Origin of the sequence: Pseudofrankia sp. DC12 (assembly GCF_000966285.1) — a bacterium.
Classification (GTDB): Bacteria; Actinomycetota; Actinomycetes; order Frankiales; family Frankiaceae; genus Pseudofrankia.
In genome coordinates this window covers 5743400-5768642 of the sequence record NZ_KQ031391.1, presented here as the reverse complement: position 1 = coordinate 5768642, position 25243 = coordinate 5743400, and the positions used below count along the sequence as shown (strand labels likewise).

19 protein-coding genes are annotated in these 25243 nt (G+C 72.2%); 6 read left to right on the top strand and 13 right to left on the bottom strand.

Annotation, left to right across the window (positions count from 1 at the left end; all coding sequences use genetic code 11):
* Window positions 1-3: 3 nt before the first annotated feature.
* From FRADC12_RS23240 to FRADC12_RS23235, 3 genes are all read right to left on the bottom strand, one after another.
* Window positions 4-2676, bottom strand: coding sequence for a putative bifunctional diguanylate cyclase/phosphodiesterase (locus FRADC12_RS23240; protein ID WP_045878219.1), 2673 nt, complete (start codon window positions 2674-2676; stop codon window positions 4-6).
* A gap of 591 nt (window positions 2677-3267) precedes the next feature.
* A complete protein-coding gene (locus FRADC12_RS32490; RefSeq protein ID WP_198153015.1) occupies window positions 3268-3426 on the bottom strand; it encodes a hypothetical protein in 159 nt (52 codons plus the stop codon).
* A 3-nt stretch (window positions 3427-3429) separates the two neighbouring features.
* The gene (locus FRADC12_RS23235) at window positions 3430-4404 is read right to left on the bottom strand and encodes a class E sortase (RefSeq protein WP_052711110.1); all 975 of its coding nucleotides are present in this window, start codon (window positions 4402-4404) and stop codon (window positions 3430-3432) included.
* 262 nt (window positions 4405-4666) lie between these two features.
* On the opposite strand from FRADC12_RS23235, the gene FRADC12_RS23230 reads away from it, so the two are divergent.
* A complete protein-coding gene (locus tag FRADC12_RS23230; RefSeq protein ID WP_045878218.1) occupies window positions 4667-5998 on the top strand; it encodes a glycosyltransferase family 4 protein in 1332 nt (443 codons plus the stop codon).
* A gap of 159 nt (window positions 5999-6157) precedes the next feature.
* Here FRADC12_RS23230 and FRADC12_RS23225 read toward each other — a convergent pair whose 3' ends face one another.
* The 3 genes from FRADC12_RS23225 to FRADC12_RS23215 all read right to left on the bottom strand — a co-directional run bounded on the left by FRADC12_RS23225 (window position 6158) and on the right by FRADC12_RS23215 (window position 11039).
* Window positions 6158-7339, bottom strand: coding sequence for an RNA polymerase sigma factor (locus tag FRADC12_RS23225; protein ID WP_045878217.1), 1182 nt, complete (start codon window positions 7337-7339; stop codon window positions 6158-6160).
* A 73-nt stretch (window positions 7340-7412) separates the two neighbouring features.
* Complete coding sequence (dnaG, locus tag FRADC12_RS23220; RefSeq protein WP_045878216.1) at window positions 7413-9341, bottom strand: DNA primase; 1929 nt, start codon at window positions 9339-9341, stop codon at window positions 7413-7415.
* A 384-nt stretch (window positions 9342-9725) separates the two neighbouring features.
* Window positions 9726-11039, bottom strand: a complete 1314-nt coding sequence (locus FRADC12_RS23215) for a deoxyguanosinetriphosphate triphosphohydrolase (protein ID WP_045880099.1) — start codon at window positions 11037-11039, stop codon at window positions 9726-9728.
* Between the two features lie 109 nt (window positions 11040-11148).
* Between FRADC12_RS23215 and FRADC12_RS32485 the strand changes: the two genes are divergently transcribed.
* Window positions 11149-11304 (top strand): hypothetical protein, encoded by a 156-nt coding sequence (locus FRADC12_RS32485; RefSeq protein ID WP_013423378.1) that lies wholly within the window; start codon window positions 11149-11151, stop codon window positions 11302-11304.
* Window positions 11305-11344: 40 nt separating this feature from the next.
* Complete coding sequence (locus FRADC12_RS23210) at window positions 11345-11881, top strand: PH domain-containing protein (protein ID WP_013423377.1); 537 nt, start codon at window positions 11345-11347, stop codon at window positions 11879-11881.
* Between the two features lie 716 nt (window positions 11882-12597).
* On the opposite strand, the gene FRADC12_RS23205 is transcribed toward FRADC12_RS23210, so the two are convergent.
* Window positions 12598-14469: a transketolase gene (locus tag FRADC12_RS23205; RefSeq protein ID WP_045880098.1), complete on the bottom strand. Its 1872-nt coding sequence runs from the start codon at window positions 14467-14469 to the stop codon at window positions 12598-12600.
* 367 nt (window positions 14470-14836) lie between these two features.
* Entirely contained in the window at window positions 14837-15454 is a 618-nt protein-coding gene (locus FRADC12_RS23200; protein WP_084011408.1) for a YdcF family protein, read from the bottom strand.
* A gap of 546 nt (window positions 15455-16000) precedes the next feature.
* Here FRADC12_RS23200 and FRADC12_RS23195 point away from each other — a divergent pair.
* Genes FRADC12_RS23195 through FRADC12_RS23185 form a run of 3 tightly spaced genes read left to right on the top strand, consistent with a single transcriptional unit; the run spans window position 16001 to window position 19570 of the window.
* Window positions 16001-17137 carry a hypothetical protein gene (locus FRADC12_RS23195; RefSeq protein ID WP_052711109.1) on the top strand — a complete coding sequence of 379 codons (1137 nt, stop codon included), beginning with the start codon at window positions 16001-16003 and terminating at the stop codon, window positions 17135-17137.
* Window positions 17134-18822 carry a substrate-binding domain-containing protein gene (locus tag FRADC12_RS23190; protein ID WP_045878214.1) on the top strand — a complete coding sequence of 563 codons (1689 nt, stop codon included), beginning with the start codon at window positions 17134-17136 and terminating at the stop codon, window positions 18820-18822. The genes FRADC12_RS23195 and FRADC12_RS23190 overlap by 4 nt, the downstream gene beginning before the upstream one ends.
* The gene (locus FRADC12_RS23185) at window positions 18809-19570 is read left to right on the top strand and encodes a hypothetical protein (protein WP_045878213.1); all 762 of its coding nucleotides are present in this window, start codon (window positions 18809-18811) and stop codon (window positions 19568-19570) included. The genes FRADC12_RS23190 and FRADC12_RS23185 overlap by 14 nt, the downstream gene beginning before the upstream one ends.
* 184 nt (window positions 19571-19754) lie before the next feature.
* Here the strand turns inward: FRADC12_RS23185 and FRADC12_RS23180 are convergent, their stop codons facing one another.
* The 5 genes from FRADC12_RS23180 to FRADC12_RS23160 all read right to left on the bottom strand — a co-directional run bounded on the left by FRADC12_RS23180 (window position 19755) and on the right by FRADC12_RS23160 (window position 25124).
* On the bottom strand, window positions 19755-21140 hold the full coding sequence (locus FRADC12_RS23180; RefSeq protein WP_045878212.1) for a glycine--tRNA ligase: 1386 nt from the start codon (window positions 21138-21140) through the stop codon (window positions 19755-19757).
* 84 nt (window positions 21141-21224) lie between these two features.
* Window positions 21225-21779: an N-6 DNA methylase gene (locus FRADC12_RS33425; protein WP_232304191.1), complete on the bottom strand. Its 555-nt coding sequence runs from the start codon at window positions 21777-21779 to the stop codon at window positions 21225-21227.
* Window positions 21780-22306: 527 nt separating this feature from the next.
* Complete coding sequence (locus tag FRADC12_RS23170) at window positions 22307-23659, bottom strand: restriction endonuclease (RefSeq protein ID WP_045878211.1); 1353 nt, start codon at window positions 23657-23659, stop codon at window positions 22307-22309.
* A 246-nt stretch (window positions 23660-23905) separates the two neighbouring features.
* Window positions 23906-24325 carry an antibiotic biosynthesis monooxygenase family protein gene (locus tag FRADC12_RS23165; RefSeq protein WP_232303989.1) on the bottom strand — a complete coding sequence of 140 codons (420 nt, stop codon included), beginning with the start codon at window positions 24323-24325 and terminating at the stop codon, window positions 23906-23908.
* Between the two features lie 4 nt (window positions 24326-24329).
* Entirely contained in the window at window positions 24330-25124 is a 795-nt protein-coding gene (locus tag FRADC12_RS23160) for an isoprenyl transferase (RefSeq protein WP_045880095.1), read from the bottom strand.
* Between the last annotated feature and the right edge of the window lie 119 nt (window positions 25125-25243).

Here is a 25243-nt window from a genome sequence, read left to right as displayed (position 1 = left end):
GGCTCATCCGCCCGGGCTGCGTGGGCTGACCCGCGGGCGGTGGCCCGGTGTGCGCACCGAACCGGCGGGGCGGGCGCCAGGCTGCGCCGGGACCAGGTTCGCGCCAGGTCGCGCGCCCGTCCGCAGCGTGGCCGCCTTCAGGTCGGGCCGCGCGGCACGGGTCTGCGCCGCCGGGTCGCCGTCCGCCGGACGGCGGTCTCCAACCGGCTGGCTCGGCACCGGCTCGGCCAGGCTCGCCGCGGCCTCGACGGCCGGATCCGCCTTGGCCAGGCCGGTCTTCGCCGCGCCGGACTTCGCCCCGCCAGCTCGCGGCTGACCTGGCTTGACCTGCTGCGGTCTCGCCTGCTGCGGCTTGGCCTCGGCTCCCTTGGTCGCGGCCGGCCGCGCCGGGGCCGCCGGACCTGGCAGGGACGGCTGGCTCTGGCTCTGCCGGGAGACACGCCGAGCCCAGTCCTCCAGCCAGGTGACGACCCGGCCGCCGGCCAGCGGCGGCGAGACGAAGTAGCCCTGCACCTCGTCGCACCGCCAGCCGGCCAGCGCCAGCCACGCCCCCTTGGTCTCCACGCCCTCGGCGACGATCTTCAGGTCGAGCGCGTGCGCCAGCGCCACCGTCGAACGCACGATCTCGGCGGCAGAGGGGTCTCGGTGCATGTCCCGCAGGAACATCTGGTCGAGCTTGACCTCGTCGGCCGGCAGCTCGCGCAGGTACGCCAGCGAGCAGAAGCCGGTGCCGTAGTCGTCCAGGCTGACCCGCACACCGAGCGCGCGCAGCTCGGCCAGCGTGCGCCGGGCCTGCTCCCGCACGGTGATCAGCGCCTCCTCGGTCACCTCGACGACCAGCACGCTCGGCTCCAGCCGGTGGCGGGACAGCGCGTCCTCGACGACCGCGGCGAAGCCGTTGTCGTCGATCACCAACGGTGGCACGTTGACCGAGACGGACAGGTCGGCCCCGGCCGCACGCCAGCTCGCGCAGTCCGCGAGAGCGAGCTCCAGCACGCGGCGGGTCAGCGCCGGCATGAGGCCGGCCTGCTCCATCTCCGGCAGGAACACCCCGGGGCCGCGCAGGCCCTCGCGCGGGTGCTGCCAGCGCACCAACGCCTCGACGCCGGTGACCCGGCCGGTGCGCGGGTCGGCCTTCGGCTGGTAGCGCAACTCGATCTGGTTGTCCTCCAGCGCGCTGCGCAGCTCCGCGCGCAGCCGCAGCCGGGCCCGCCCAGGCGCGGCCGGTGGGTGCCGGTTGCGCTGATAGGTGCTCTGGCCGACGCGGGTCAGCTTCGCCTCGTACATCGCGGCCTCCGCATGGCGCAGCAGCTCCGCGGCGCCCCGGCCGTGCGCGGGGGCGTAGGCGATCCCGACGCTCACCTCGGTCTGCACCGGCAGGTCGGCGAGCAGCACCGGCGCCCGCAGCGCGTCCCGCAGCCGGCTCGCGAGCAGCTCGGCCCGGCCTGGGCCGGCGTCGCGCAACAGCACGGCGAACTCGTCGCCGCCGATCCGGGCCAACAGGTCGGACGGGCGCAGCAGCTCCCGCAGCCGGCTCGCGACGACGACCAGCAGCCGGTCGCCGCTCTGGTGGCCGAGAACGCTGTTGATCTCCCGGAACCGGTCCAGGTTGACCAGGACGAGCGCGGCCGGCGAGACCTCACGCACCCGGTGCTCGCCGCCGCCCACCACCCTGGCCACGGCGTCGAGGAAGGCGCGCCGGCCGGCCAGGCCGGTCAGCTCGTCGCGGCCACGGAACCGGCCGCCCACTGGCCGGACCCGCGTCGACAGCAGACACAGGCCCGCCACCACCAGCACCGAGGCGACGAAGAGCCCGCCCCCGGTCCAGCCGGCGCCGAACCAGCCGATCACGGCCAGCCAGGCGAGCACGCCGAGCCCGCCCGCCAGCAGCGCGGCCGCCGTCACGGTCAGGGGCGCGGCCGGCCGGGTCCGGGCCGGCCCGGACGGAGTCGGCCAGTCCGCGGCCATCGGCCGGGGCAGTGGGACGGCCACCGGGCCAGCGACCGCGCCCGGGTCCGGCGCAGCCGTCGGAGTCGAGCCAACCGACGGGATCGAGCCAACCGACGCGTTCGGGACCGCCGCCGTTGGCGGGGCAGAACTCGGCGCCACGCCTAGTGGGGCAGGGCGGTGCGGGCTCGGCCGGGTCGGCCCGTCGGCACGGAACGCCAAGCCTTCGCGCACGGCGCCGGTCGCCAGGTCGTCCGGACTCGCCGGTGAACCTGGCCAGGGCACGGCACCCGCGTCTGTCGGGTGTAGCGGTCGGCCCGCGTCGACACCGTCGCGGCGCGGGCGGCGACGCACGGTACGGCGTACGTCCGCGACCAGCCAGCCCGGCGCGAGCAGGCTGGGCAGCCGCGGCTGGCGGACCAGCCCACCGGCGCTCGCCCCGACCGGGCTCGGTACCGGATAGGCCGGGTTCACGGCCGGCCGGGGCCGGCTGCGCGGCATCGGCGCCGTCGGGCTGTCGCTCTCACGCGAAGTCACCGCGGCCACCGCCGGCGCGGTACCGGGCCCCCCGGCCGCCACCGCCCCCGCGGACGGATCCGTGATGGCCATCGGGTGGGTGGCGGGCTCCCGGACGGTCGCCCCGTCGGCACCGGGCGCCGGCCTGGCTGGCTGCGCGGACGCGCCGACGTCGCGCGGGCCGCTCCCGCCGCTCCCGATGGCGGTCACCATCGGGCCCCTCCGCACTCACCCGACGCCGTGCGAGCGCACGGCGCCGTCGTCCAGATTCGCCCCTGCATCAGTCCCCCAACGATGATGCTCACCTGCCTGCGCGCCAAAGAGGTCGCGGTTCGCGACCATTTCGGATGTTTGACCCGCCGCCCCAACATCGGTGAGCACCGCTCGCCAGCGACACTCCCGAATTGCGGCGGCACGAACCCCGAGGCCCGGACCGTTCGGACCACTGGTGGATACGTTGACGCACGGCCGGCTCGCCGTCCCTGGATCGGGCGGTTCATACCGGACCGCGCCGTCCGACCACTCCGCGCATGGCTCGGGAGGCTATCCGAACCCAGGTGAAATCTGGAGGGGGAATTCTGCCTGGATGGGCACCGCTGCCCGCGACTCCGCAGGTTTTCGCTGGTAGGCGTGGCAAAACACGCACAAGCGTCCGCGGAGTGCCACGAAGTGGCCTCTTCGTCGCAGGCCTGGCGGGTCGGCGGGCGCCACCAATGCGGACAGTGCCCCAGCCAGGCTCGGTCGCGGGTGATCCGGAGCCCGCGTGGCCGAGCCGCTAGGCCGCCGCGACGGTGATGGTCACCCTCAGCGCTGGACCGTCACGTCGTTGAGTGGGACGAAAGGCTCGATCGCCGGGAAGACCACGAAGAGCAACAGACTTACGACCACGACCACCAGGAGCAGGGTCAACAGCGCCCGGACCGGTGTCGGTCCGGGCAGGTGGCGATAGATCCAGCCGTACACCGGTCAGCCCTCCCCTGGTTCGAACGGCACTCCCACGCCGGGAGCCTTCATGACAGTCTTGTCGAGCTTCGCGAACACGATCAGACGGGTTCTCGCGGAGTACTTCGGGTTACAGGTCGTCATCGTCATGACCGCCGCCGTCGGAGCCTTGCCAGCCTGTTCGGGAACTGGATAGGTGACATCCAGCCGGGTCGGCGCGACAACCTCGGACCTGGTCATCCGATAGACGTAGTAACGGTCGGATACCTCGACTACCACCGGGTCTCCGGGGCGCAGCTCGTCCAGCTCGTTGAATGGCTTTCCATAGGTGGTTCGGTGCCCCGATACGACGAAGTTACCGATTTCCCCGGGCATCGCGGTTCCCGGATAATGTCCGGGGCCTTCCTGTAGCTGGGCCTCGCCGACACCTTCCACGATGACGGGCGCATAGCCGGCGCCGAGACGCGGGATGTGCAGCTCGGCGAAGCCGTCGCCGACCGCCGGGTGCAGCGGCGCGGCGGGCGGTGGCGGGGCCGGCGTGGCGGGCCGCGCCGGCGCCGCCCAGGTGGCGGCCAGCTTGTTGTGAAGCCTGCTCTGGGTCCGTGCCTGGAAGATGTCCGTGATCCACAGCTCGTAGGCCAGAAACAGCGCGACGACCAGCCCGAGCGTGATGAGCAGCTCTCCCACCCCACGCACGACGGCGCCGCCGGTCCTCGCGCCTCCCGGCCGCCCTCCCGGGGCCGGGGGCACCGGCGACGGCGACGGCGACGGCGACGGCGAGGTGGGCTGGTCCGAAGGGGCGGACGCCGCCGCCGGTCGGACGTCCCCGGCGGCGGCCGGGGCGGGCCAGCTCAGCTCGATGGCGCCTGATCCAGCCGGGGCAACCCGATCACCGTCGAGCGGGTCGGCCTGCCGGGGCACCCGACTGGCGAGCCCCGGTTCGGCCAGCCGACCGGCCGGGTGCTCGCCGATCTGGTCACCGTCCGCCGCTCCCGCCATGCAGCCACCATAAGTGATTGAGACATCGCTGTCGGCAAGCAAGCCTGACGGTCCCGACGGCGGCGGCCGCATCCCGCGGCGACCCGGGCCGACGACCGGCCCCACCAGCCGTCCGGGCGCGCCTCCCCTCCGGGCCCCGGCCCGGGTCGGGGGCGGATGCGACACGAAGGCAGGTCCGCCCACGACCGGCGGATCCAGAACTACAATCCGCGATGGTCAGATGACAGATTGTTCGGTCGGGTCGGACAAAGGATCCTCGTCGGTGCGCAGTCTGCGGTCAGTGTCCCCCTGGACCGGGGTGTCGGGGTCCCCGGACACCAGACGGCCAGGGGCGTCGAGCCCCCCGGGCACGGGAGGCTCCACCGGGCCGTCGGCCGCCGCGCCACGGGTGCTGCTGCTGGCCGCGCCCGCCGGTCCCGGTGGCGGGGTGGACCGGTACGTCTCCGCTGTCGAGGAGGCCCTGCTCGACGGCGGCGCCACGCTGACCCGGCTCAACCACCCGCCGGCCACCGACCCGGGCACGGGCGGCCAGCTCGCCGCCCGGGTCGACTTCGCCCGGCGGGCGGCCGGCACGGCCCGCCGGCTCGGCCGGCTCGACGCCCTCGTGGCAGGCCGTCCGGACCTGGTGAAACCCGCCGCCAGCGCAGCCTCCCTCAGCGGCGCGCGCCGCGTCCCGGTGCTGTGCTACGGCGCGGACATCTGGCGGATGCCACCGGCCGACCGGGCCCTGCTCACCCGCCACCCGCTGCTGTGCCCGGTGACGATCAGCTCGTTCAGCGCGGGCGCGCTCGCCGGCCTGGGACTTGCCCGGCTGCTGCCGCCCGGCGTGCCGTCCGCCTGGCGGACGGCACTGCTGGCCGAGGGAGCCCGCCGCCGCCCGCACACCCCGGTCCCGACGGTGCTGTCGGTGTTCCCACTGGCCGCCTGGGCGGACAAGGGGCTCGGGGCGCTGGTAGAGGCGCTGGCGGTGGTGCGGGCCGAGCTGGGCCCGGTGCGGCTGGTCGTCGCCGGCCACGGCCCGGCGCCTGGCGCGCTGCACGAACTGCTGTCCGCGACGCCCGACGCGGAGCTGCACGAGTCGCCGCCGGATGAGGCGCTCGCCAGGTTGTACGCGACCGCGGACCTGTTCGCCCTGTGCACCCGGACCAGGCCGACCGGGCCCCGGCCGTGCGGCGAGGGCTATGGCCTGGTGCTGCTGGAGGCCCAGCTGGCCGGCTGCGCGGTCGTCGGTCCGGCCTTCGGTGGCTCTCGCGACGCCTATCAGGAGGGGGTGACCGGGATGACGCCCGTCGACGAGTCGCCGGGAGCCCTGGCGGACATCCTCGTGGGGCTGCTGCGCGACCGGGCCCGGCTGACCAGGACCGGCCGGCGCGGCGCCGAGTGGGCCGAGTCGGTCACCCGGCCCGAGGACCACCGGAGGGCGGTCTTCCAGGTACTGCTCGACCGCCCGCCGGCCCCGCCGGATCCCGCCGCCCCGGCCAGCGGCGCAGCGCCGTCGTCCGGGTCGACGCCGCCCCCTCCCGAGCCGCGCCCAGCCCTGGACCGGCCGCGCACGCTCCCGGCAGCCTCCGGCGGCTGGCCCACGCGGGAGTAGCGCCGAGGGCTATCGGGGGTAGCCGACGAGTACCTCCCCGGGAGTAGCGGGGCTGGAGATCTTCCCCGCGCGGCCCATGGCCCGCGGCCGGGTGGGTCGCATACAACATCTTCGATCTTCGGCCGGCGGGCGCTCCGCGCCCGTTCCGGCCACGCCGCCTTATTCGAGGTAGTCCCGCAGTTTCTGCGACCGGGACGGATGACGCAGCTTCGACAACGTCTTCGACTCGATCTGCCGAATACGCTCCCGCGTCACCCCGAACTCCCGGCCAACCTCCTCCAACGTCCGCGGATGCCCATCCGTCAACCCGAACCGCAGCTGGATGACCTTCTTCTCCCGGTCCGACAACGTGTGCAACACCGAGTCCAACTGCTCCTGCAACAACAGGAAACTCGCCGCGTCCACCGGAACGACCGCGTCCGAGTCCTCAATGAAGTCACCGAGGTGGGAGTCCTCCTCCTCACCGATCGGCGTCTCCAGCGAGACCGGCTCCTGGGCGACCTTGAGGATCTCCCGGACCTTGTCCGGGGTCAGGTCCATCTCCTTCGCGATCTCCTCCGGCATGGGCTCACGGCCCAGGTCCTGGAGCAGCTGCCGCTGGATCCGGATCAGCTTGTTGATCGTCTCGACCATGTGGACCGGAATACGGATCGTCCGCGCCTGATCCGCGATCGCCCGCGTGATCGCCTGCCGAATCCACCACGTCGCATACGTCGAGAACTTGTAACCCTTGGTGTAGTCGAACTTCTCGACCGCCCGGATCAGACCCAGGTTCCCCTCCTGGATCAGATCCAGGAACAGCATCCCGCGACCGACGTAACGCTTGGCGATCGAGACGACCAGCCGCAGGTTCGCCTCGACCAGCTTGCGCTTCGCGACATCACCATCACGAGCGACGGCCTCCAGGTCGACCCGCACCGCGACCGTCAGCCGCCGGCCGCCGCCCAGCTTCTCGGCGGCGAACAGGCCGGCCTCGATCCGCTTGGCGAGGTCAACCTCCTCGGCCGCCGTCAGCAGCGGGACCTTGCCGATCTCCTTGAGGTACATCCGCACCGGGTCGGAGGTCGGCGCCTTCGCGTTCAGCGCCTCCTCCTCACGGCGCCGCCGGGCGAGCAGATCGGACGTGTCGGCGGACTCGGCCCGTGGGTCGAGCACCTCGATGCCCTCGTCGTTCAGCAGCGAAAGGACCTGCTCTGCCTGCTCCTGCGGCAGCTCCGCGGCCTGGATCGCCACCGTGATGTCGTCGGTGGTGAGAAAGCCAGCCTCTTTGCCCCGGGCGATGAGATCCTTGATCTCCTCGACCTGGGCTACGCGCGGCAGGACGGTGGTCTGGGTGCGCATGGGTGGAATCTCGTCACTTCCTTCTCGGCGGGATCGACCCTGTTTCGTGCTGGCCAACGGACTGCGGGCCGGTTCACGGGCCACCGAGGCCCCGTTCCCGGAGCTCGCGTTTGTGTTGCTCGAGCGCTATCAGCTCGCCGTAGTCACGGTTGAACGCCTCGGGGTCCGTCACCGGGTTGAGGCGCTGGACCCGCGACTTCAGCTCGGTGATGCGGCGGGTCACGGCCAGCTCCCGGACCCGGGCGATCTGGTTGCCGACGTACCGGTCATCCACCTCGTGGTCGACGAGCATCGGTGCGACGGCGAGCGCGTTGATCAGTTGCATGACGGGCTCGTGCGGGGTCGCGGCGACGACCCGGCCCACCCAGGCCGGCACGTCCCCGGCGGCGGCGAGCCCGGCTGACACGCCGCCGGCCGCCGCGATCGCCCCGAGCACCGCGCGGTGGTCCGCGAGGGTGAACACCTCCGGGTCGAGCTGGTCGAACATCGGGCCGGCCAGGCCCGGATGCTGCAGCGCGATCTTGAGGGTCTCCCGCTCGACGATCACGGCCGCGTCGTCCGGCGCTGCTCCAGCCGGCCCACGAGTCGCGGCCCGCGGCGGAGCGCCGCCAGCCGCAGGCGCGCCCCCGTCCCTGCCGGCCCGGCGGCCGGCGTCCTGGGCCGGCGCCGACGGGTGCTCGAAGACCCGGCGCAGCACGAACGCCTCGTCGTTGAAGCCGGTCCAGCGGTCGAGCTGGACGGCGTAGCGCTGCCGCAGCGACCAGTCCTTGATCTGGTTAACGATCGGCGCGGCCGCGTCGAGCGCGGCGATCCTGCCCTCGACGCTGTTGAGGTCGTGACGGGTGACCACGCCGCGCAGCGCGAACTCCAGCAGCGGCACCCGGGCCGCGACCAGCTCCCGCACCGCCGCGTCGCCGCGGCTCAGCCGCAGGTCGCACGGGTCCAGCCCGGCCGCCTCGACGGCGACGAAGGTCTGGGTGACGAACCGTTCCTCGTGCTCGAAGGCCTTCATGGCGGCCTTCTGCCCGGCGGCGTCACCGTCGAAGGTGAAGATCACCTCGCCGCGCTGCGCGTCGGAGTCCCACAGCAGCCGGCGGATCACTCCCACGTGGTCGGAGCCGAAGGCCGTCCCGCAGGTCGCGACCGCGGTGGCGACGCCGGCGACGTGGCAGGCCATCACGTCGGTGTAGCCCTCGACCACGACCACCTGGTAGCGCCGGGCAATCTCGCGGCGGGCGAGGTCCGCGCCGTAGAGCAGGGTCGCCTTCTTGAACAGCGGCGTCTCGGGGCTGTTGAGGTACTTGGGGCCGGACTTGTCGTCGTCGGCGAGGCGGCGCCCGCCGAATCCGACGACGTCGCCGGACAGATCGCGGATCGGCCACAGCAGCCGGTGGCGGAAGCGGTCGACCAGCCCACCGCGGACGCCCTGCTTGGCCAGGCCGCCGAGCACCAGTTCCTCGGCGGTGAACCGGCGGGCGAGCAGATGGCGGGACAGCTCGTCCCAGCCCTGCGGGGCGTAGCCGACGCCGAAGTGGCCGGCGGCCTGCGCGTCGAACCCGCGGGCGGCGAGAAAGTCCCAGCCGGCCCGCGCGGACGGCGCCGTCGACAGCTGCTCGGTGTAGAACTCGGCCGCGGCCCGGTGCGCGTCGAGCAGCCGCTGGCGCTGGCTGGTCACCGACCGGTTGGTCGTCCCGCCGCCCTCGTAGGTGAGGGCCACCCCGGCCTTGCGGGCGAGGCGTTCGATCGCCTCGGGGAAGCTCAGCCCGTCGATGGCCCGGACGAAACCGATGACGTCGCCGCCCTGCTGGCAGCCGAAGCAGTAGTAGACGCCGGTGGAGGGCTTGACGTTGAAGGAGGGGGTCTTCTCCTCGTGGAACGGGCAGAGGCCACGCAGGTTGCCGCCGCCGGCCGGGCGCAGCTGTACGTGCTCCCCGATGATGTCCTCGATGCGGGCCCGCTCGCGGACGAGGGCGATGTCCGCGTCGCGGATGAGTCCGGCCACCGATCCCTCCCGCGCACACGGCACGGACCCCCGCCGGGGTCGCGTTCACCCCGATCGAGGGCCGGCCAGTCCTCGTCCCAGTCGCGCAACAGGTCCCGTTGCGGCACGGCTGGCGCGGGGCCCGTGGGCGACAGCACCGCGCGGCACCGGCCCGGCACTGTTTCACAGAACCGCGCCACCGCGCACGTGTCGCTCACCCAAGCACGACCCACGCAAGCCCTACAGGCCGATGGTACTTGTCAGCATCGCGACAGTACCGATCATGCCAGATCGATCGTGGCGACGGAGGGTCATCGCCCTCGCCGTCCCGATATCCCGACACAGCTGAACGGCCCGACCAGCGGGGCTGACGGCCCCGGAGGCCGCCCCAGGGCGCAACCGCGGCTACAGAGCACGTGGAACCGGGCGGCCGAGCAGGGCGGCGTGCTTGCGGGTCGCGCTCGCGTCCGTGTAGCGCGCCACCTGGTCGATCACTATACGCAGCCGGGCCGCGTCGTCAGTCGCAACGCGCCACGCGGGCCGCAGCAACGGCTCCAGGGAGTCCGGCGCGCCCGCCACAGTCAGCTCCACCAGTTCGGCGATCACCTCACGCTGGCGGGCCCGCCGCGCGTCACCGGAGCGCAGGCCGATCACGAAGTACCAGGCGACGCCCTTGAGCGCGACGCACTCGGCCCGCACCGCCGCGGGAACGACCAGGTCAGCCTCGTACCGGCGCAGCGGGCCGGGTCCGAACCGCTCCAGGGTGGCCGTCCGGGCCGCCGCGCTGAACCGGGCCACCAGCTCGCTGGTCATCCGGCGCAGCGCCACCAGACCCTGGACCGACGCGGCGCTCGGCGCGCCCCACCACGGCTGCGCCGCGAGGCGGGCCAGGGCCGCGGCGATCTCGGCGGTGTCCGCCGCGTACACACCGGCGGTGTACTCGGCGAGCTCGGCCCGGCCGCCCGGCGACTGGATGGCCGCCAGGTCGACGAGCCCGCCGACGACGCCGTCCTCGAGGTCGTGCACCGAGTAGGCCACGTCGTCCGCCCAGTCCATGACCTGTGCTTCCAGGCAGCGCCGCCCGTCGGGCGCGCCCTCGCGCACCCAGGCGAACGTGACGGCGTCGTCGTCGTAGACGCCGTACTTGCGCGCCGCCAGATCCGGCCCGGAACAGCCGGACGCCGTGGTCGCCCCGACGGGCACGCCGGTCGGCGCGGTCACGCCGCTCCCCCACCGGGTCCACGGGTACTTCAGGGTCGCGTCCAGGGTCGCCCGGGTCAGGTTGAGCCCACCGGAGCTGCCCGCGTCGTCGATGGTCTTGGCCTCCAGCCTGGTCAGCTCGCGGAAGCTCTGCGCGTTGCCCTCGAAACCGCCGCAGGCCGCCGCGGCGACGTTCAGGGCGCGTTCTCCGTTGTGCCCGAACGGTGGGTGGCCAAGGTCATGCGCCAGGCAAGCGGCATCCACCAGGTCGGGATCTGCGCCAAGAGCGGACGCGAGTTCGCGCCCTATCTGCGCGGTCTCCAGCGAATGCGTCAGCCTCGTGCGCGGAAAGTCGTCGTCGAGCGGGCCCATGACCTGCGTCTTTGCCGCAAGGCGGCGTAGTGCGCTGGAATGGAGCACGCGGGCCCGATCTCGGGCGAACCAGCCGCGGCCGTCAGGTGTAGCCTTCGGACGCTCGCTCAGCCGGCGTTGGCCATCAGCGTCGCCGTACCAGGTCATCGGGGACCGCACCACGAGGCCGAGCGTATGGGGCGATTGGCCTCCCCAGGGGCCTCGCAACGACGATACTTTGTGCCGCAACCTTTACATCTCGGCCCGGAGGCCCGCCGTGAACAACATCGTCAAGTATCTGATCATCGCGTTCGTGCTTTTCTTCGTGGTGACCCAGCCTGACAGCGCGGCCAGCATCATCACCAAGGGCATCGACGGCCTTCAGTCCATCGGTAACGGAGTGTCCAACTTCGTCACCCAGACGGCGCTCTAGTCCCGCGCCGAGCCCTCGACCGGTCTGGGAGACTGTTGACGTGGTGAGACTCCGGCTTCCTGACCCGGCCAACCGCGACATGAAGTACCTGGCGTCCCAGGAGCAGCTCGTGTCGATGGTGCGGCTGCACTGGGCCGTCCTGCTGCGCGTCGTCGCCGAGACAGTCGGCGCGGTCGTCCTCGCGCTGGCGGTCAACATCTTCCTGTCGGTGCGAGGTGACGGTGCCTCGCTGGTGACCACGCTGCTTTGGTACATCGCGCTGTTCATGATCCTGCGCGCGCTCTGGCGGATCACCGAGTGGCACATGGACCACCTGATGATCACCGACAAGCGGCTGGTCAAGGTGTCCGGCGTGTTCGTGCGCCAGGCGAAGACCATGCCGCTCAAGGCGATCACCGACATGACCTACACCCGGGACCCGCTGGGCCGGGTCCTCGGCTACGGCGAGTTCAACGTCGAGTCGGCCGGCCAGGACCAGGCGCTGAAGAAGCTGCCCTACATCCCGAAGCCGGACCAGGTCTACATCACCCTGCTGGACATGACCTTCATGGAGTCCCCCAAGCCGGCCGACGGTTAAGCGTCCCGAATGGGCGCGGAGCGCCCGCGGGACGGTTTGACCGGGTCGGGGGCGGTCGGCCGGAACCGGGCGCGGAGCGCCCTTCGGCCGACCGCCGGGTCGGGCGCTTAGCGCCCTCCCCAACGTGGTTCGGGGCGGGGAGAAGTGCGGCGGCGGGTGCCTGTCCAGGGTCGGGATCTCTGGGCGCGTGCCGCTGGAGGGGCTTCCCCAACGAGTCCTACCTGGTGGTAGCGGATCGGACCCTTGGCCGGCCGGCCCTGATCGCCCTTCCGGCCGTCGACTGGTCACGGACAGCACTGATCACAACCCACCGAGAGCCAACGTCTCGACCAGGGTCCGACACGCGGGGTCGCGGCGGTCGCTCGGCCCACCAAGTCCCCTGCGCAGCCAGTGATCAAGACGCCCTCACGCCCCATCAAGAAGCCTTGATCACTGGCTGCGCAGGCAAAACGGCGTTGCATACCCAAATTTGTCCACTTTTCCCTGCGCAGTTCTCGATCAAGGGGTAGCAGCTCGCCCAGCCCGCCGGATGATCGGCGTCTGCGCAGGGGAAGCCGGCGCCCCGGGAAGATCATTGCCGAGCTGTCCTGGCAGGGCTCGTCCGACGATGGCCGTCGCGGTTCGCCTGACGGCTCGACTTCGCCGAGTCATACCTGGTGGCCTCGGGCAAAGCCCGCGGTCAGCCACCAGGTAGGTCTCGTCCGAGCTGGGCTGGGTCAGGCGAGCAGGGAGCGGGCGGCGGCGGCGATGTGCTTGGCGGAGATGCCGGCGAAGTCGAGGAGCTCCTCCGGGGTGCCCGAGCCGGGCAGCTCGGTGACCGCCAGGTGGCGCAGCTTCAGCGGCACACTGCCGTCGGCGAGCGCCTCGGCCACCGCGCCGCCGACGCCACCCTGCGGCCAGTGGTCCTCCGCGACGACGATCCGCCCGGCGGTCGCCCGCGCGGCCTCGGCCAGCGTGGCGGTGTCGATCGGCTTGAGCGAGTAGAGGTCGATCACTCGCGCCGAGATGCCGTCCGCGGCGAGCACGTCGGCCGCCGCCAGCGCCTCGTGCAGGGTGACGCCCGCGCCGATCAGCGTGACGACGTCGGAGTCCGAGCGCCGTAGCACCTTCGAGCCACCAGGCGCGAACTGCTCGTCCGGGCCGTAGAGCACCGGGTAGGCGCCGCGGGTGGTGCGCAGGTAGCTGATCCCCGGCAGGTCAGCCATCGCTGCGACGAGCTTCGCCGTGCTTGGCCCGTCGCTCGGGTAGAGCACGGTCGAGCCGTGGACCGCGCGCAGCGACGCCAGATCCTCCAGCGCCATCTGCGACGGGCCGTCGGGACCGATCTCCACACCGGCGTGCGAGCCGGACAGCCGGATGTTCGCATGCGAGATCGCCGACATCCGGATGAAGTCGTACGCCCGGGACAGGAACGCGGCGAAGGTCGACGCGAACGGGACGTAGCCCCGCACGCCGAGACCGACCGCCGCGGCGACCAGCTGCTGCTCGGCGATGTACATCTCGAAGAACCGCTCGGGAGCGACCTTCTTGAAGTCCTCGGCGTGCGTCGAGTTGCTCACCTCGGCGTCCAGGACGACGACGTCGCCGCGCGCGGCCAAGGCGGCGAGCGCCTCGCCATAGGCCTTTCGGGTAGCCACCTTGGTGCCGACTTCCCAGGTCGGCAGGGTGACCGTTCCCAGGACCGGCGCGGCCGGGCGGGGCAGCGACGGGCCGGGCACCGGGCCGCGGACGCGCAGGCTGCGCTCGCCACCGAGCTCGGCGATGGCACGCTCGGCCATGTCGGCTGGCAGCGGCTTGCCGTGCCAGCCCTCATGGTCGGCGACCTCGCTGAACCCATCGCCCTTGATCGTCTTGGCGAGGATGACCACCGGGCCGTCGAAGCCGTCAGCCTCGGTGAAGGCGGCGTCGATCGCGTCGACGTCATGACCGTCGATCTCGATCGTGTGCGCCCCGAAGGCCGCCGCGCGCCGGGCGTAGGTGTCCAGGTCCCAGCCGAGCTCGGTCGGGCCGCGCTGGCCGAGCCGGTTGACGTCGACGATCGCGACCAGGTTCGACAGGCCGTACACGTGCGCCTTGTCGAGGGCCTCCCACATCGAGCCCTCGGCCATCTCGCTGTCGCCGCACAGCACCCACACCCGGTACGGGCTCTTGTCCAGGTACTTGCCGGCGATCGCGACGCCCACGCCGTAGGGCAGGCCCTGGCCGAGCGAACCGGTCGCCACGTCCACCCAGGGCAGGACGGGCGTCGGGTGGCCCTGCAGCCGCTGGCCGAACCGGCGGTAGCCGGTCATCAGCTCCTCGTCGCTGACCACGCCGACCGCCTTGTACACGGAGTACAGCAGCGGGGAGGCGTGCCCCTTCGAGAAGATCAGATGGTCGTTGGCCGGGTCCTTGGGGTTGTCCCAGTCGTAGCGCAGGTGACGGGCGACCAGGACGGCCAGCAGGTCCGCGGCGGACATCGACGACGTCGGGTGCCCGGAGCCGGCCGACGTGCTGGACCGGATCGAGTCGACCCTCAGCTGCGCCGCGAGCTCGCGGACCGTCTCCAGATCGGCGATGCCCGCCGCTTCGGACACGGGACTTGCCACGCCTGCCTCCTCCACCGCGACCGCGCGACGGGTCCTCGGTGGCCCGGCGTCGGCCGTCGTAACCGTCCGGCCTCTTGCGATCTGTTCTTGGTGATCTGTTCTGGCGATTCCGAACCGTACCAGCGTGGCGATCGGCTCCCGGCCCACCGAGACGACGGGTCTACGTCACACCCCGCTCCGGCACGGCGGGCTCCCTCGGCCGGGGACGCGCTCGACCGGCGCCGTCAGCGCGGAATCCGCGTCCCGGCCTCCGACACGCGTCCCGCGTACCGTGACCAGCGAACCACAACCTGATGCCGGGGCAACAGTCCCCGAGAACGCTTTGTTGCGGCCGACACCAAATCGCCCCGCCGGGTTTCACCGACGGTCAGACCGCGGGACGGCTGGCGCCGGATGGCGTCGCCCGATGGAACATCTCGTAGAAGCGGTAGCCGATCGCCTCCCGGATGACGTAACGCGCCTGCGTCTGGAAGCCCCGGTTGGCGGGGCCCCTGACGGTCGGCGAGCAGTGCGCGGTCAGCCCCAGGTCACGGGCCATGGCGACCGAGCGCAGCGCGTGCCAGCGGTCGGTCACAATCACGGTGCGCCGCAGGCCGCGGGTGTTCATCTCCCCCGCGACCGCCACCAGCGACTCCAGTGTGTCCCGCCCCTCCGGCACGGCGAGCACCGCGCTTGCCGGCACTCCCTGCTTTTCCAGATATGTCGCGCCTACACCGGCCTCGGTGTACTTGTCGCCGGGAATCTTGCCGCCAACGGTGATCACCAGCGGTGCCACGCCGGACCGGTACAGCTCCGCCGCGTGGTCGAGCCGCGCCTGGAAGACCTCCGACGGGCGGCCGTTGTACTGCGACGCGCCCAGCACCACCAACGCGTCCGACCGCGGCCGCTGGTCCTGCATGCCAGCCCACCACACCTCACCGATGGTCACCAGCGAGACGATGACGAACGCCGCCACGACGGCCAGCCCGGCGCGGGCCACCCACATCCACCAGGGCGCGCGCAGGCCGCGCAGGAGCCTCGGCCGGCGTCGGCGCTCAGGTGGGGTGCCGCCGGGCGGGTCCGCGACGGCGGCCGACACGGTGGTGGCTGACCCGGTGGTGGCTGACCCGGTGGTGGCTGACCCGGCGGTGGACGAGGTGCCGGAGGCGCGCGGGACACGGCCGCCGAGTGCACGGAATGCTGGGCTCATTCGCAACGGACCTCATCGAGCTGGAAGAACCATCCAGGACTGGCACACCCGGCTCTCGCCGCTGGCGAGCGAGCCGCCAGACTGCGTCGGATGGTCCACATGCCCGAGCATTCCCCACTCACCATCGCCTCATCCCAGGCCGATCGGACATCCTGCCGCCGGCCCGCGCGGGCGATTACATGAACTTCCGGTGACAACGCCCAACGGAGTCGTCTCCCGGACATCCCGGCCGGCGCGTTGTCTGGCACGATCCGCCTCAAATGATCGAGCAGACGTCAGTGGGCGCGACAGCGTCCCGGGAAGGGCCGAGCCCTTCCCCACAGCAGACAAGGGGGCGGCCGGGTGGCTACGAGTCGCCGTAGCGGCCGCGTGGTGGGGCCGGTGCTCGCCGTGGTGCTGGTGCTCGGGGTGATCGGCCTCGCCGTCGTCCCACGGCTGGTCGGCGGCGGGTCCGGCTCCGGCGGGTCGCACAAGATCACCACGGTGCGGGTGCTGGCCGGGTCCGAGACCGCGCCCTACCTCAACGACCCGAAGGTCGCAGCCCGGCTGGCGACCGAGGGCTACAAGCTGGTCGTCGACACCGCCGGGTCCCGGGAGATCGCCAAGCGGAAGCTGACCAACTACGACATCGCCTTCCCGTCGAACGCGACCCAGGCCGAGCAGATCCGCAAGAACAACCACGTGACCCGCCCCAGCTACACCCCGTTCTTCACTCCGATGGCGATCGCGACCTTCACGCCGATCGAGCAGCTGCTGGCCACCGCCAAGGTCACCCACACCGACAGGAGCGGCACGGCCTTCCTCGACATGGCGGCCTATCTCGGCCGCGTGGACCAGGGGACCCGGTGGTCGGATCTGCAGGGTAGTAACCAGAGCTACGACACCAAGAAGTCGGTCCTGATCAGCTCCACGGACGTGCGGACGTCCAACTCGGCCGCGCTCTACCTCGCGCTGGCGTCCTATGTGGCCAACGACAACAACGTGGTCGCGGACCCCGCGAGAGCGACGGCACTCGCCGACACCCTCGCGCCATTGTTCCTGCGCCAAGGCTTCCTCGACTCTACGACCCAGGAGCCGTACGACGACTACCTGTCGATCGGGATGAGCAAGACGCCGATGGTCATGATCTACGAGTCCCAGTTCCGGGCCAGTGAGTTCACCAAGGACGGGTCGATCACCCCGGACCGGGTACTGATGTACCCCAGCCCGACGATCTACGCCAAGCACACGGTCGTCCCGCTGACCGCTGCCGGCAACGCCGTCGGCCGGTTGCTGACGACGGACACCGAGCTTCAGGATCGGGCCGCGTTCTTCGGCTTCCGCACGGCGGATGTGGCTCGGATGACCAGCAGCTCCAAGCAGGCGGCGATCACCGTGCCGCCCGAGCTGGTCAACGTCGTCGACCCGCCGACTCAGGACATCTCAGAGACGATGATCAACCGCATCAGCCGGGATTACCAGCAGGGGACAGGCGGATGAGCCAGCCATCGCGCCCGGCCGGCGCCGACCAGCCGGCGCGGCGCGGACGACCCGCACCCTGGTCGGGAACGCGCACCGCCCGGGCCGTGGGAGCGGTGACGATCCTGCTGGCCATGGCGCTCGCCGCCTGCACCCAGGGTTCGAGCGGCGCCCAGGGAACCAGCACGACCAGCCCACCGCCGAGCACGCCGGGGACGCTGCGCATCCTCGCCGGGTCGGAGCTGTCCGACCTCGAGCCGCTGCTGCCGGACCTCAAGGAGGCCACGGGCATCACCGTGACCCTGAGCTACACCGGGACCCTTGATGGCGCCGACCGCATCCTGCACGGCACCGCCGACGCCGACGCGGCCTGGTTCTCCTCGGACCGCTACCTGCGGCTGCTGCCCGGCGGCTCGGCCAAGGAGCTGGCCCGCACCCCGGTGATGCTCTCCCCCGTGGTCCTCGGGGTGCGCACGCCGCTGGCAGCGCAGTTCGGCTGGACCGGCGACACGAAGGTGACCTGGGCCGACATCGCCGCGAAGGTGGCCTCCGGCCAGCTCACGTACGCGATGACGAACCCGGCCGCGTCCAACTCCGGCTTCTCCGCGCTCGTCGGGGTGGCCGCGGCGTTCGCCGGCACGGCCGACGCGCTACAGGCCTCCGACATCCGCCCGGACGCGCTGAAGAGCTTCTTCTCCGGCCAGGTGCTCACCGCGGGCAGCTCGGGCTGGCTGACGGACGCCTTCGTCAAGGCCGCGCCGGCCAGCGTCGGCGCGATGATCAACTACGAGTCGGTGCTGCTCTCGTTGCAACACTCGGGCACCGCCGGGCCACTGACGCTCATCCGGCCGAGCGACGGGGTGATCACCGCCGACTACCCGATGGCGCTGCTGGCCGACAACCGCCGCGACGAGTACGCGCGAGTGGTGGGCTGGCTGCGCTCGCCGCAGGCACAGCGCCGCATCCAGGACCAGACCAGCCGCCGCCCGGCGGTGCCCAGTGTGCCCCTGGACCCCCGGTTCGGTACCCGCGCGCTGGCCGAGCTGCCGTTCCCCGCCACCGAGCAGGTCGCCGACCAGCTGCTGGCCGCCTACCTCGACCAGTACCGCCGGCCCACCCGCGCGACCTACGTCCTGGACACGTCGGGCTCGATGGAGGGCCCCCGGCTGGCGGCCCTGCAACAGGCGCTGACCGGTCTGACCGGGGCGGACGACAGCCTCTCCGGGCGGTTCGCCAGGTTCCGCGCCCGCGAACAGGTCACGATCATCACGTTCAACGACAAGGTCACCGCCACCAGGCAGTTCACCGTGAGTGACCCCACCCCGGGATCGGCCGACCTCAGGGCGATCTCCGACTATGGCGCCGCGCTGCGGGCCGGCGGCAACACGGCGATCTACTCCGCGCTGGACGCCGCCTACACGACGGCCGCCGCCGGGATCAAGGCCGACCCGAGCGCGCTGACCTCGATCGTGCTGATGACCGACGGCGAGAACAACCGCGGTCTGGACTCGGCCGGCTTCCTGGCCCGCTACAACACCCGGGCGCCGGACGTCCGGGGCGTGCGTACGTTCGCGGTCGACTTCGGCGACGCCGACCGGGCCGCGCTCACCCAGATCGCGACCAGCACCGGCGGGGCGGTGTTCGACGCCACGGCGCCGGGTGTCTCCCTCTCCGACGTGTTCCGGGAGATCCGTGGCTACCAGTAGGCACCGCGACCGGGACCAGCCGGGCGGGGGCGGGCAGCCGGACGGCAGCGGCCGGCGCAACCCGCTGGTCCGCTGGCTGACCTCGGGGCGCAACGCCGCCGGCAGCCTGGCCGGCATCGTCGGGGTGACGCTCGGCGTGACCGGCGTGGTGCCGGCACCGTGGTGGCCGCTCGGCGTCGGCGCGCTGTACGCCGCCGGGGCGCTCGCGTTCCCGAGCCGGAGCGCCGCGGCACCCGACGTGGAGCCGTACGACGACCGGGTCGACGTCGCCCGGCTGCGCGCGGCCGTCGACGCCCGCCGGCACGCCCTGATCGGCCGGGCTCCGTCGGATGTGATCAAGGAGGTCGACCGGCTCGCGACCACGCTGGGCGAGCTGTTCGACCGCCCGGACCTGCTGCGCCGCGGCTCTCCGGAGGCCTTCGTGATCGAGCGGCTGGTCGACGACTACCTGCCGACGGCGCTGGAGGCCTATCTGCGCCTGCCGCGGGCGTTCGCCGGCAGCCATCGGCTGCCCGACGGCCGTACCCCGCGGCAGGTCCTGCTCGACCAGCTCACGCTGCTCGAACAGGTGGCTCGGGAGGCGACGGAGGCCGCGAGCCAGGACGAAGCCGACCGGCTGCTGGCCCACGAGCGCTTCCTCGCGGACCGGTTCGGCCCGCACGCCCTGGACCTGTCGGTCCCCTACGCGGACGCCCCCGAACCACCGGCGCAGGGTGGGACCGTCGCGCAGGGTGGCCAGCCGTGCTGATCAGCACCGGGAAAGCCGACCGGGAAAATGAAGACGACGCCGTCCGCGGAACTCGGGGGGTGTTCCTGGGCGACGTCGTCTTCCCAAGAGTAGCAAACAGTCCCCCGGGCGGCCCGAAGTATGTCGCCCGAACGGCGGACACCGTTCTGCCCCCCCGGGCACGGTCCTTCGGCCTCCTGGTCGGCTAGAGCGGGCCTAGCTGCGCGTTCAGGTAGGTCGAGACCTTGTCGATGGCGATGCGCTGCTGCGCCATCGAGTCACGCTCTCGGATTGTCACCGACTGGTCGTTGAGCGTGTCGAAGTCGACGGTGACGCAGTACGGTGTGCCGATCTCGTCCTGGCGGCGGTAGCGGCGCCCGATAGCCTGCGAGTCGTCGTACTCGACGTTCCAGTGCCGGCGCAGGTCCGCGGCCAGGTCCCGGGCCACCGGGGACAGGTCCGCGTGCCGGGACAGCGGCAGCACCGCCGCCTTCACCGGGGCCAGCCGAGGGTCGAGGCGCAGCACGATCCGCCGGTCCACACCGCCCTTGGTGTTCGGCGCCTCGTCCTCGTCGTAGGCGTCCAGCAGGAAGGTGAGCGTCGCCCGGTCGACACCGGCCGCCGGCTCGATGACGAACGGCGTGTACCGGGTGTTGGCTGCCTGGTCAAAGAACGACAGGTCGACGCCGGAACCCTTCGAGTGCGCGGTCAGGTCGTAGTCGGTCCGATTGGCGATGCCTTCGAGCTCACCCCAGGGAAGGCCCGCGAAGTTGAACCGGTACTCGATGTCAACGGTGCGCTTCGAGTAATGGGAGAGCTTCTCCTTGGGGTGTTCGTAGTGGCGCAGGTTGTCCGGCTTGATGCCGAGCTCGGTGTACCACTTGGTCCGCTCGGTGATCCAGTAGTCGTGCCACTGCTCGTCCTCACCCGGCGGGACGAAGAACTCCATCTCCATCTGCTCGAACTCGCGGGTGCGGAAGATGAAGTTGCCCGGGGTGATCTCGTTGCGGAACGACTTGCCGATCTGCCCGATGCCGAACGGCGGCTTGCGCCGGGCGGTGGACTGCACGTTCGCGTAATTGATGAAGATGCCCTGCGCCGTCTCCGGCCGCAGGTAGGCGAGGCCCGACGCGTCCTCGACCGGGCCGAGGTAGGTCTTGAGCAGGCCGTTGAACATCTTCGGCTCGGTGAACGCGCCTCGGGTCCCGCAGTTGGTGCAGACGATCTCGGCCAGCCCGGACGGGGCCCGGCCGTGCTTGGCCTCGAAGGCCTCCTCCAGGTGGTCCGCCCGGTAGCGCTTGTGGCAGTTCGTGCACTCCGTCAGCGGGTCGACGAACACCTCGACGTGCCCGGAGGTCTCCCAGACCTCGCGGGCGAGGATGACGCACGAGTCGAGGCCGACCACGTCGTCGCGGCCCTGCACGACCGCCTTCCACCAGGCCCGCTTGACGTTGTTCTTCAGCTCGACGCCGAGTGGCCCGTAGTCCCAGGAAGCCCGCAGCCCGCCGTAGATCTCGCTGGACGGGAAGACGAACCCCCGCCGCTTGGCGAGGCTGACGATGGTGTCCATCAGGTCGGATGTGCCTGCCACGGACCTTGCTCCTTAGGAATCACGTCTCGGCGTCGAGGCGAGGTGCGACCTACCAGCCTACGGACTTCGCCGGTCCTGTTGCTGTCACCAGCGCCCGCCCGGCGGCCCACGGCGGCCCCGCGCCCGGCGGTTCTCCCCGTTGACGACGAGCACCTGACGGCGGGCCGCCTCGGGCTTCGCCCGGCGCAGGACGAGCACGCAGGCGGCCAGTCCGGTGCCGTAGAACAGGTTGGGGGCCAGCCCGATCACGGCCTCGGCCATCCTGCGGACGATCTCGTTTGCGATCGCGTTGACCAGCCAGGGCTGGCCCGCGGTCAGCGCGAACACCTGCTCGACGGCGCCGGGGGCGAACACCTGGCCCGTTCCGGCGGTGTGCTGGCCGTACAGGGAGCGAATCTCGTCGAGCGTGAAATCCCCGAGGCGCAGCGACTCGACCGCGATGTTGAACGGGCTCGCGCCACCGAGCCGTGTCGGGTCCCCGCCAGACGCCGCCTTATAGTCACGGAGGTCCCGAAGGCCGCAAAGCGCGACAGAGCCCGGGAAGGTCACGGGACGATTTCGGCTGCCGCTGCGCAGCTGGCTGAGCACGCTGATCAACGTCCTGCCTTGGAGGGCGTCGATCTCGTCGAAGAACAGCACCAAGGGCCGTGGGCATGCCTTCGCCCAGGCCCGCAGCGAGGCCCGGAAAGCGCGCCCTCCGACGCCTCGGGCCAGCTCGGCGGCCAGAGTTCCTCCGGCAGCGCGTCCTCCGCATCGTTTCGGAGCTGATCCAGGCTCGCCCTGGTTGCCGCTCCGACGTCGTCGCCCCAGGCCTTCCCGGACTCACACGACGTCAGCAGCGCCGCGTAGTGACCACCCGTGGCCAGCTCCCGAGCCATCGCGTCCAGCGTGGTCGTCTTCCCGGTCTGCCGCGGCGCGGGCACCACGAAGTAGCCCTTCCGCTCGACCAGGAGCGGAATCTCGGGTAGGCGCGCTGACGCCGGGATCATGTAGTGATCCTCGGGGACGCATGGCCCGGCCGTGTTGAACCAGCGAGTCACCACCCACCACCTCCACCGACCAGCGGGACGCTCGCCGACCATCGCAACTCTACGGACCGGCGGCCCGGGCCCCGTCCACGCCTCCGACGCACTGGTGTGCGCCAGGTCAGCGAGCCTGCGGCGTGGTCAGACCGTGTCGAGGTGGAGGTACTCGGCGAGCCAGCCGCGCAGCCGCTCGCCGTCGACCAGCTCGAGGCGGTTCTTCGCGGCGAACTCGACCGAGGACGGGCCGAACCCCGAGGTGGTGACGAGGATGCCCTTGATCGCGTCTCGGTCGGCGACCGTGCCGGCGAGCTCGCGGACGTAGTGCGCGCCGACGGTCCGCCGGTACCGCTTCACCGAGATGACGATCAGCCCGGACCCCAGCGGGTCGTCCGAGTAGACCTCGACGTCGACGCCCCCGTCGCCCGACCGGCCGACCCGCCTGGTGTCGTAGCCCATCTTCGCCAGCAGGTCGGCGACCAGCTGCTCGAAGTCGTATGGGTCCATCTCCAGCAGGTCCAGCGGAGCCCGCCGCCCGGCCCGGGCGACGGGCTGGACCCGCAGGTGCCGGGTGCCACCGGCCGCCCCGTGGCCACCGCCGCCGACGTCCACCGGCGCGGCGTCGGCCCCACCATCTGGCCGTCGCCACACGGGCCACGCGCCCGTCGGAGAGGCGACGATCTCGGTCGGCGCGTCGGACGGATCGGTCCCGCGCACGCCCCAAGGGGCCGGCGGAAACGGCCGGGTGGGCGAGAGCGGCCCCGGCCGCGCGCGGGGCCCGGTCTGCGTCCGGGGCCCGGCCTGCGTCCAACGCTCGGCCTGGACGAGGGGCCGCGCCGGCGCGAGGGGAGGGGCCGGTGGGCAAGGGCGGTCCGGTGCGAGGGGCCGAGGCGACGGGATCGGCACCTCGGGCAGCGTCGGCGGGAGGGTGAGAGGGGGCGCTTCGGCGTCCGGCCCGGCGAGGTCCTGTTCGACGTGCACACCGTGCTCGGTGAGCAGCGCGACCGTCCCGGAGGTCCAGCCCTGCGAGACGGCGCGCACCTTCCAGCCGCCATCGCGCCGGTACAGCTCGACGAGCACGACGCAGCGCTCGCCGCCCTCGGCCTCGACCCGGTGGCTCACGGCCCAGGCACCGTCGTCGTCCGGGCCGTCCCAGGCCGACTCGCCGGCCTCCTCGACCTGGACGCGTGTCTCCGGGTCGTCGGCCAGGGTGCCGGGCCAGTCGTCGGCGAGGCCGGCGGCGACCACCACCGTCTCGACCTCGCCGGGCACCTCGTCCAGGGCGATCCGAACGCATCGCTCGTTGACCAGCCACAGGCAGCCGTCCGCCGAGCGCCGCTGGTTGTAGAAGACCAGGTCACCGTCGTCGCGGACCCGGCGGGGCGCGGCCAGCTCGAGGGCGAAAAGGTCGACGGCCCCAGCCGGGAGCCTCGACGTGAGCGACACCCGTGCGACCGGAACCCGCACCGGCGCGTTCGCGCCCTTCGCCAGCTCCACCCGACTCCCCAGTCCCCGCGCCAGCGCGCACAGTCACCGCGCACAGTCACCGCCGGATCGAGGCGACAACTCCATCCAGACCGATCTTATTGGGTCATACCTGGTGGCGGTGGAGCTGGCGCCTTGCCGGCCACCAGGTAGGACTGGCCATCGGTCAGGCGCCAGGGCCGGCGGCGGCGACGCGTCCCAGGTCCGAAGGGGCCTGCCGGCCTGCGGCGGTCGCGGGCCAGCACGGCGCCAGGTTGATCAGCGACCGGGGGCGGCGGTGGCGGCGTCGGGGGCGAGGGACGATTCGTGGCGGCGGACCGCGTCGCCCGGGCCGCCCCGGTCGACGAGGATCTCGAAGGCGCCCGGGGCGTCGAGCGCCCAGCCGAGCAGCGGCGCGAGCAGCTGGCGGACCTCGAAGCCGCCGAGCGCGCGCCGCCAGGCGCCCGGGCCATCCCACTGCGTCACCAGCACCCAGGCGTCCGGGTCATCGACGGCCCGGGCCAGCCGGCCGCCCTGGAAGCCCCGCGCCTGGGCGAGCGCGGCGAGCGTAGCCTCGGCGCCGCCGGCGAACACGCCGAACGAGGCGTCCGGCACCTGGAAACGCACCATCGCCAGCACGGGAGCCGCCGGCAAGGCGTGGAAACGGTCGGGAACCGCGGGCGCGGCCGGGTCGGTCACGCGGCTATGCTCGCGCGATGACGCCGCCGTAGCGGCGGTCGCGGCGGGCGTACTCCTCGCACGCGGCCCACAGGTCGCGCCGGTCGAAGTCCGGCCAGAGCGTGTCGACGAACGCGAACTCCGCGTAGGCGGCCTGCCAGAGCAGGAAGTTCGACAGCCGCTGCTCCCCGGAGGTCCGGATCAGCAGGTCCACGTCGGGCATGTCCGGCTCGTCGAGGTAACGGGCGAAGGCCCGCTCGTCGATCTTGTCGGGCTTCAGCCGGCCGTCCCGGACGTCCTGGGCCATCGCGGCGGCGGCGTCGGCGATCTCAGCGCGGCCGCCGTAGTTGATGCACATCGCCAGGGTGATCCGGTCGTTGTTCTTGGTGCGCTCCTCGGCCTTCTCCAGCCGGCGGATGACGCTGTTCCACAGGCGGGGCCGGCGCCCGGCCCAGCGGACGTTCACGCCGAGGGAGTCCATGTCGTCGATCCGCCGGCCGAACACGCCGTCGACGAAGCGCATCAGGAAGGCCACCTCGTCCGGCGCGCGCTTCCAGTTCTCCGTCGAGAACGCGTACACCGAGATCCAGCGGATGCCGAGCTCGATGGCGCCCTCGACGCAGTCGAACAGCGCGTCCTCGCCCGCCTCGTGACCCTTTGTGCGCGGCAGTCCACGCAACGTCGCCCACCGGCCGTTGCCGTCCATGACGATGGCGACGTGCTGGGGCACCAGCTCCGCCGGAATCGCCGGGGGGCGGGCCCCGGACGGGTGCGGATGCGGGTCCCGGTGCGGCCTAACCCCACCATCCTGCAGGCTCACCGGAAGTCCACCTCCCCGCTGCTCCGGCGCGACGCCGACGCGCATTGCCTCTCCCATGTTCGTGCCTGGTTCCTGTCTCTTCACGGCCGGGTTCCCGCGACGCCGCGGACCGGGCGCCG

Excerpts from the sequence above, each read along its gene's own strand:
- FRADC12_RS23190 (WP_045878214.1), top strand. The coding sequence starts at position 17,134 with ATGAGCCAGCCATCGCGCCCGGCCGGCGCCGACCAGCCGGCGCGGCGC.
- FRADC12_RS23225 (WP_045878217.1), bottom strand. The coding sequence starts at position 7,339 with ATGCGCACCCAGACCACCGTCCTGCCGCGCGTAGCCCAGGTCGAGGAG.
- FRADC12_RS23240 (WP_045878219.1), bottom strand. The coding sequence starts at position 2,676 with ATGGTGACCGCCATCGGGAGCGGCGGGAGCGGCCCGCGCGACGTCGGC.
- FRADC12_RS23215 (WP_045880099.1), bottom strand. The coding sequence starts at position 11,039 with ATGACCTGGTACGGCGACGCTGATGGCCAACGCCGGCTGAGCGAGCGT.
- FRADC12_RS23200 (WP_084011408.1), bottom strand. The coding sequence starts at position 15,454 with ATGTGGGTGGCCCGCGCCGGGCTGGCCGTCGTGGCGGCGTTCGTCATC.
- FRADC12_RS23235 (WP_052711110.1), bottom strand. The coding sequence starts at position 4,404 with ATGGCGGGAGCGGCGGACGGTGACCAGATCGGCGAGCACCCGGCCGGT.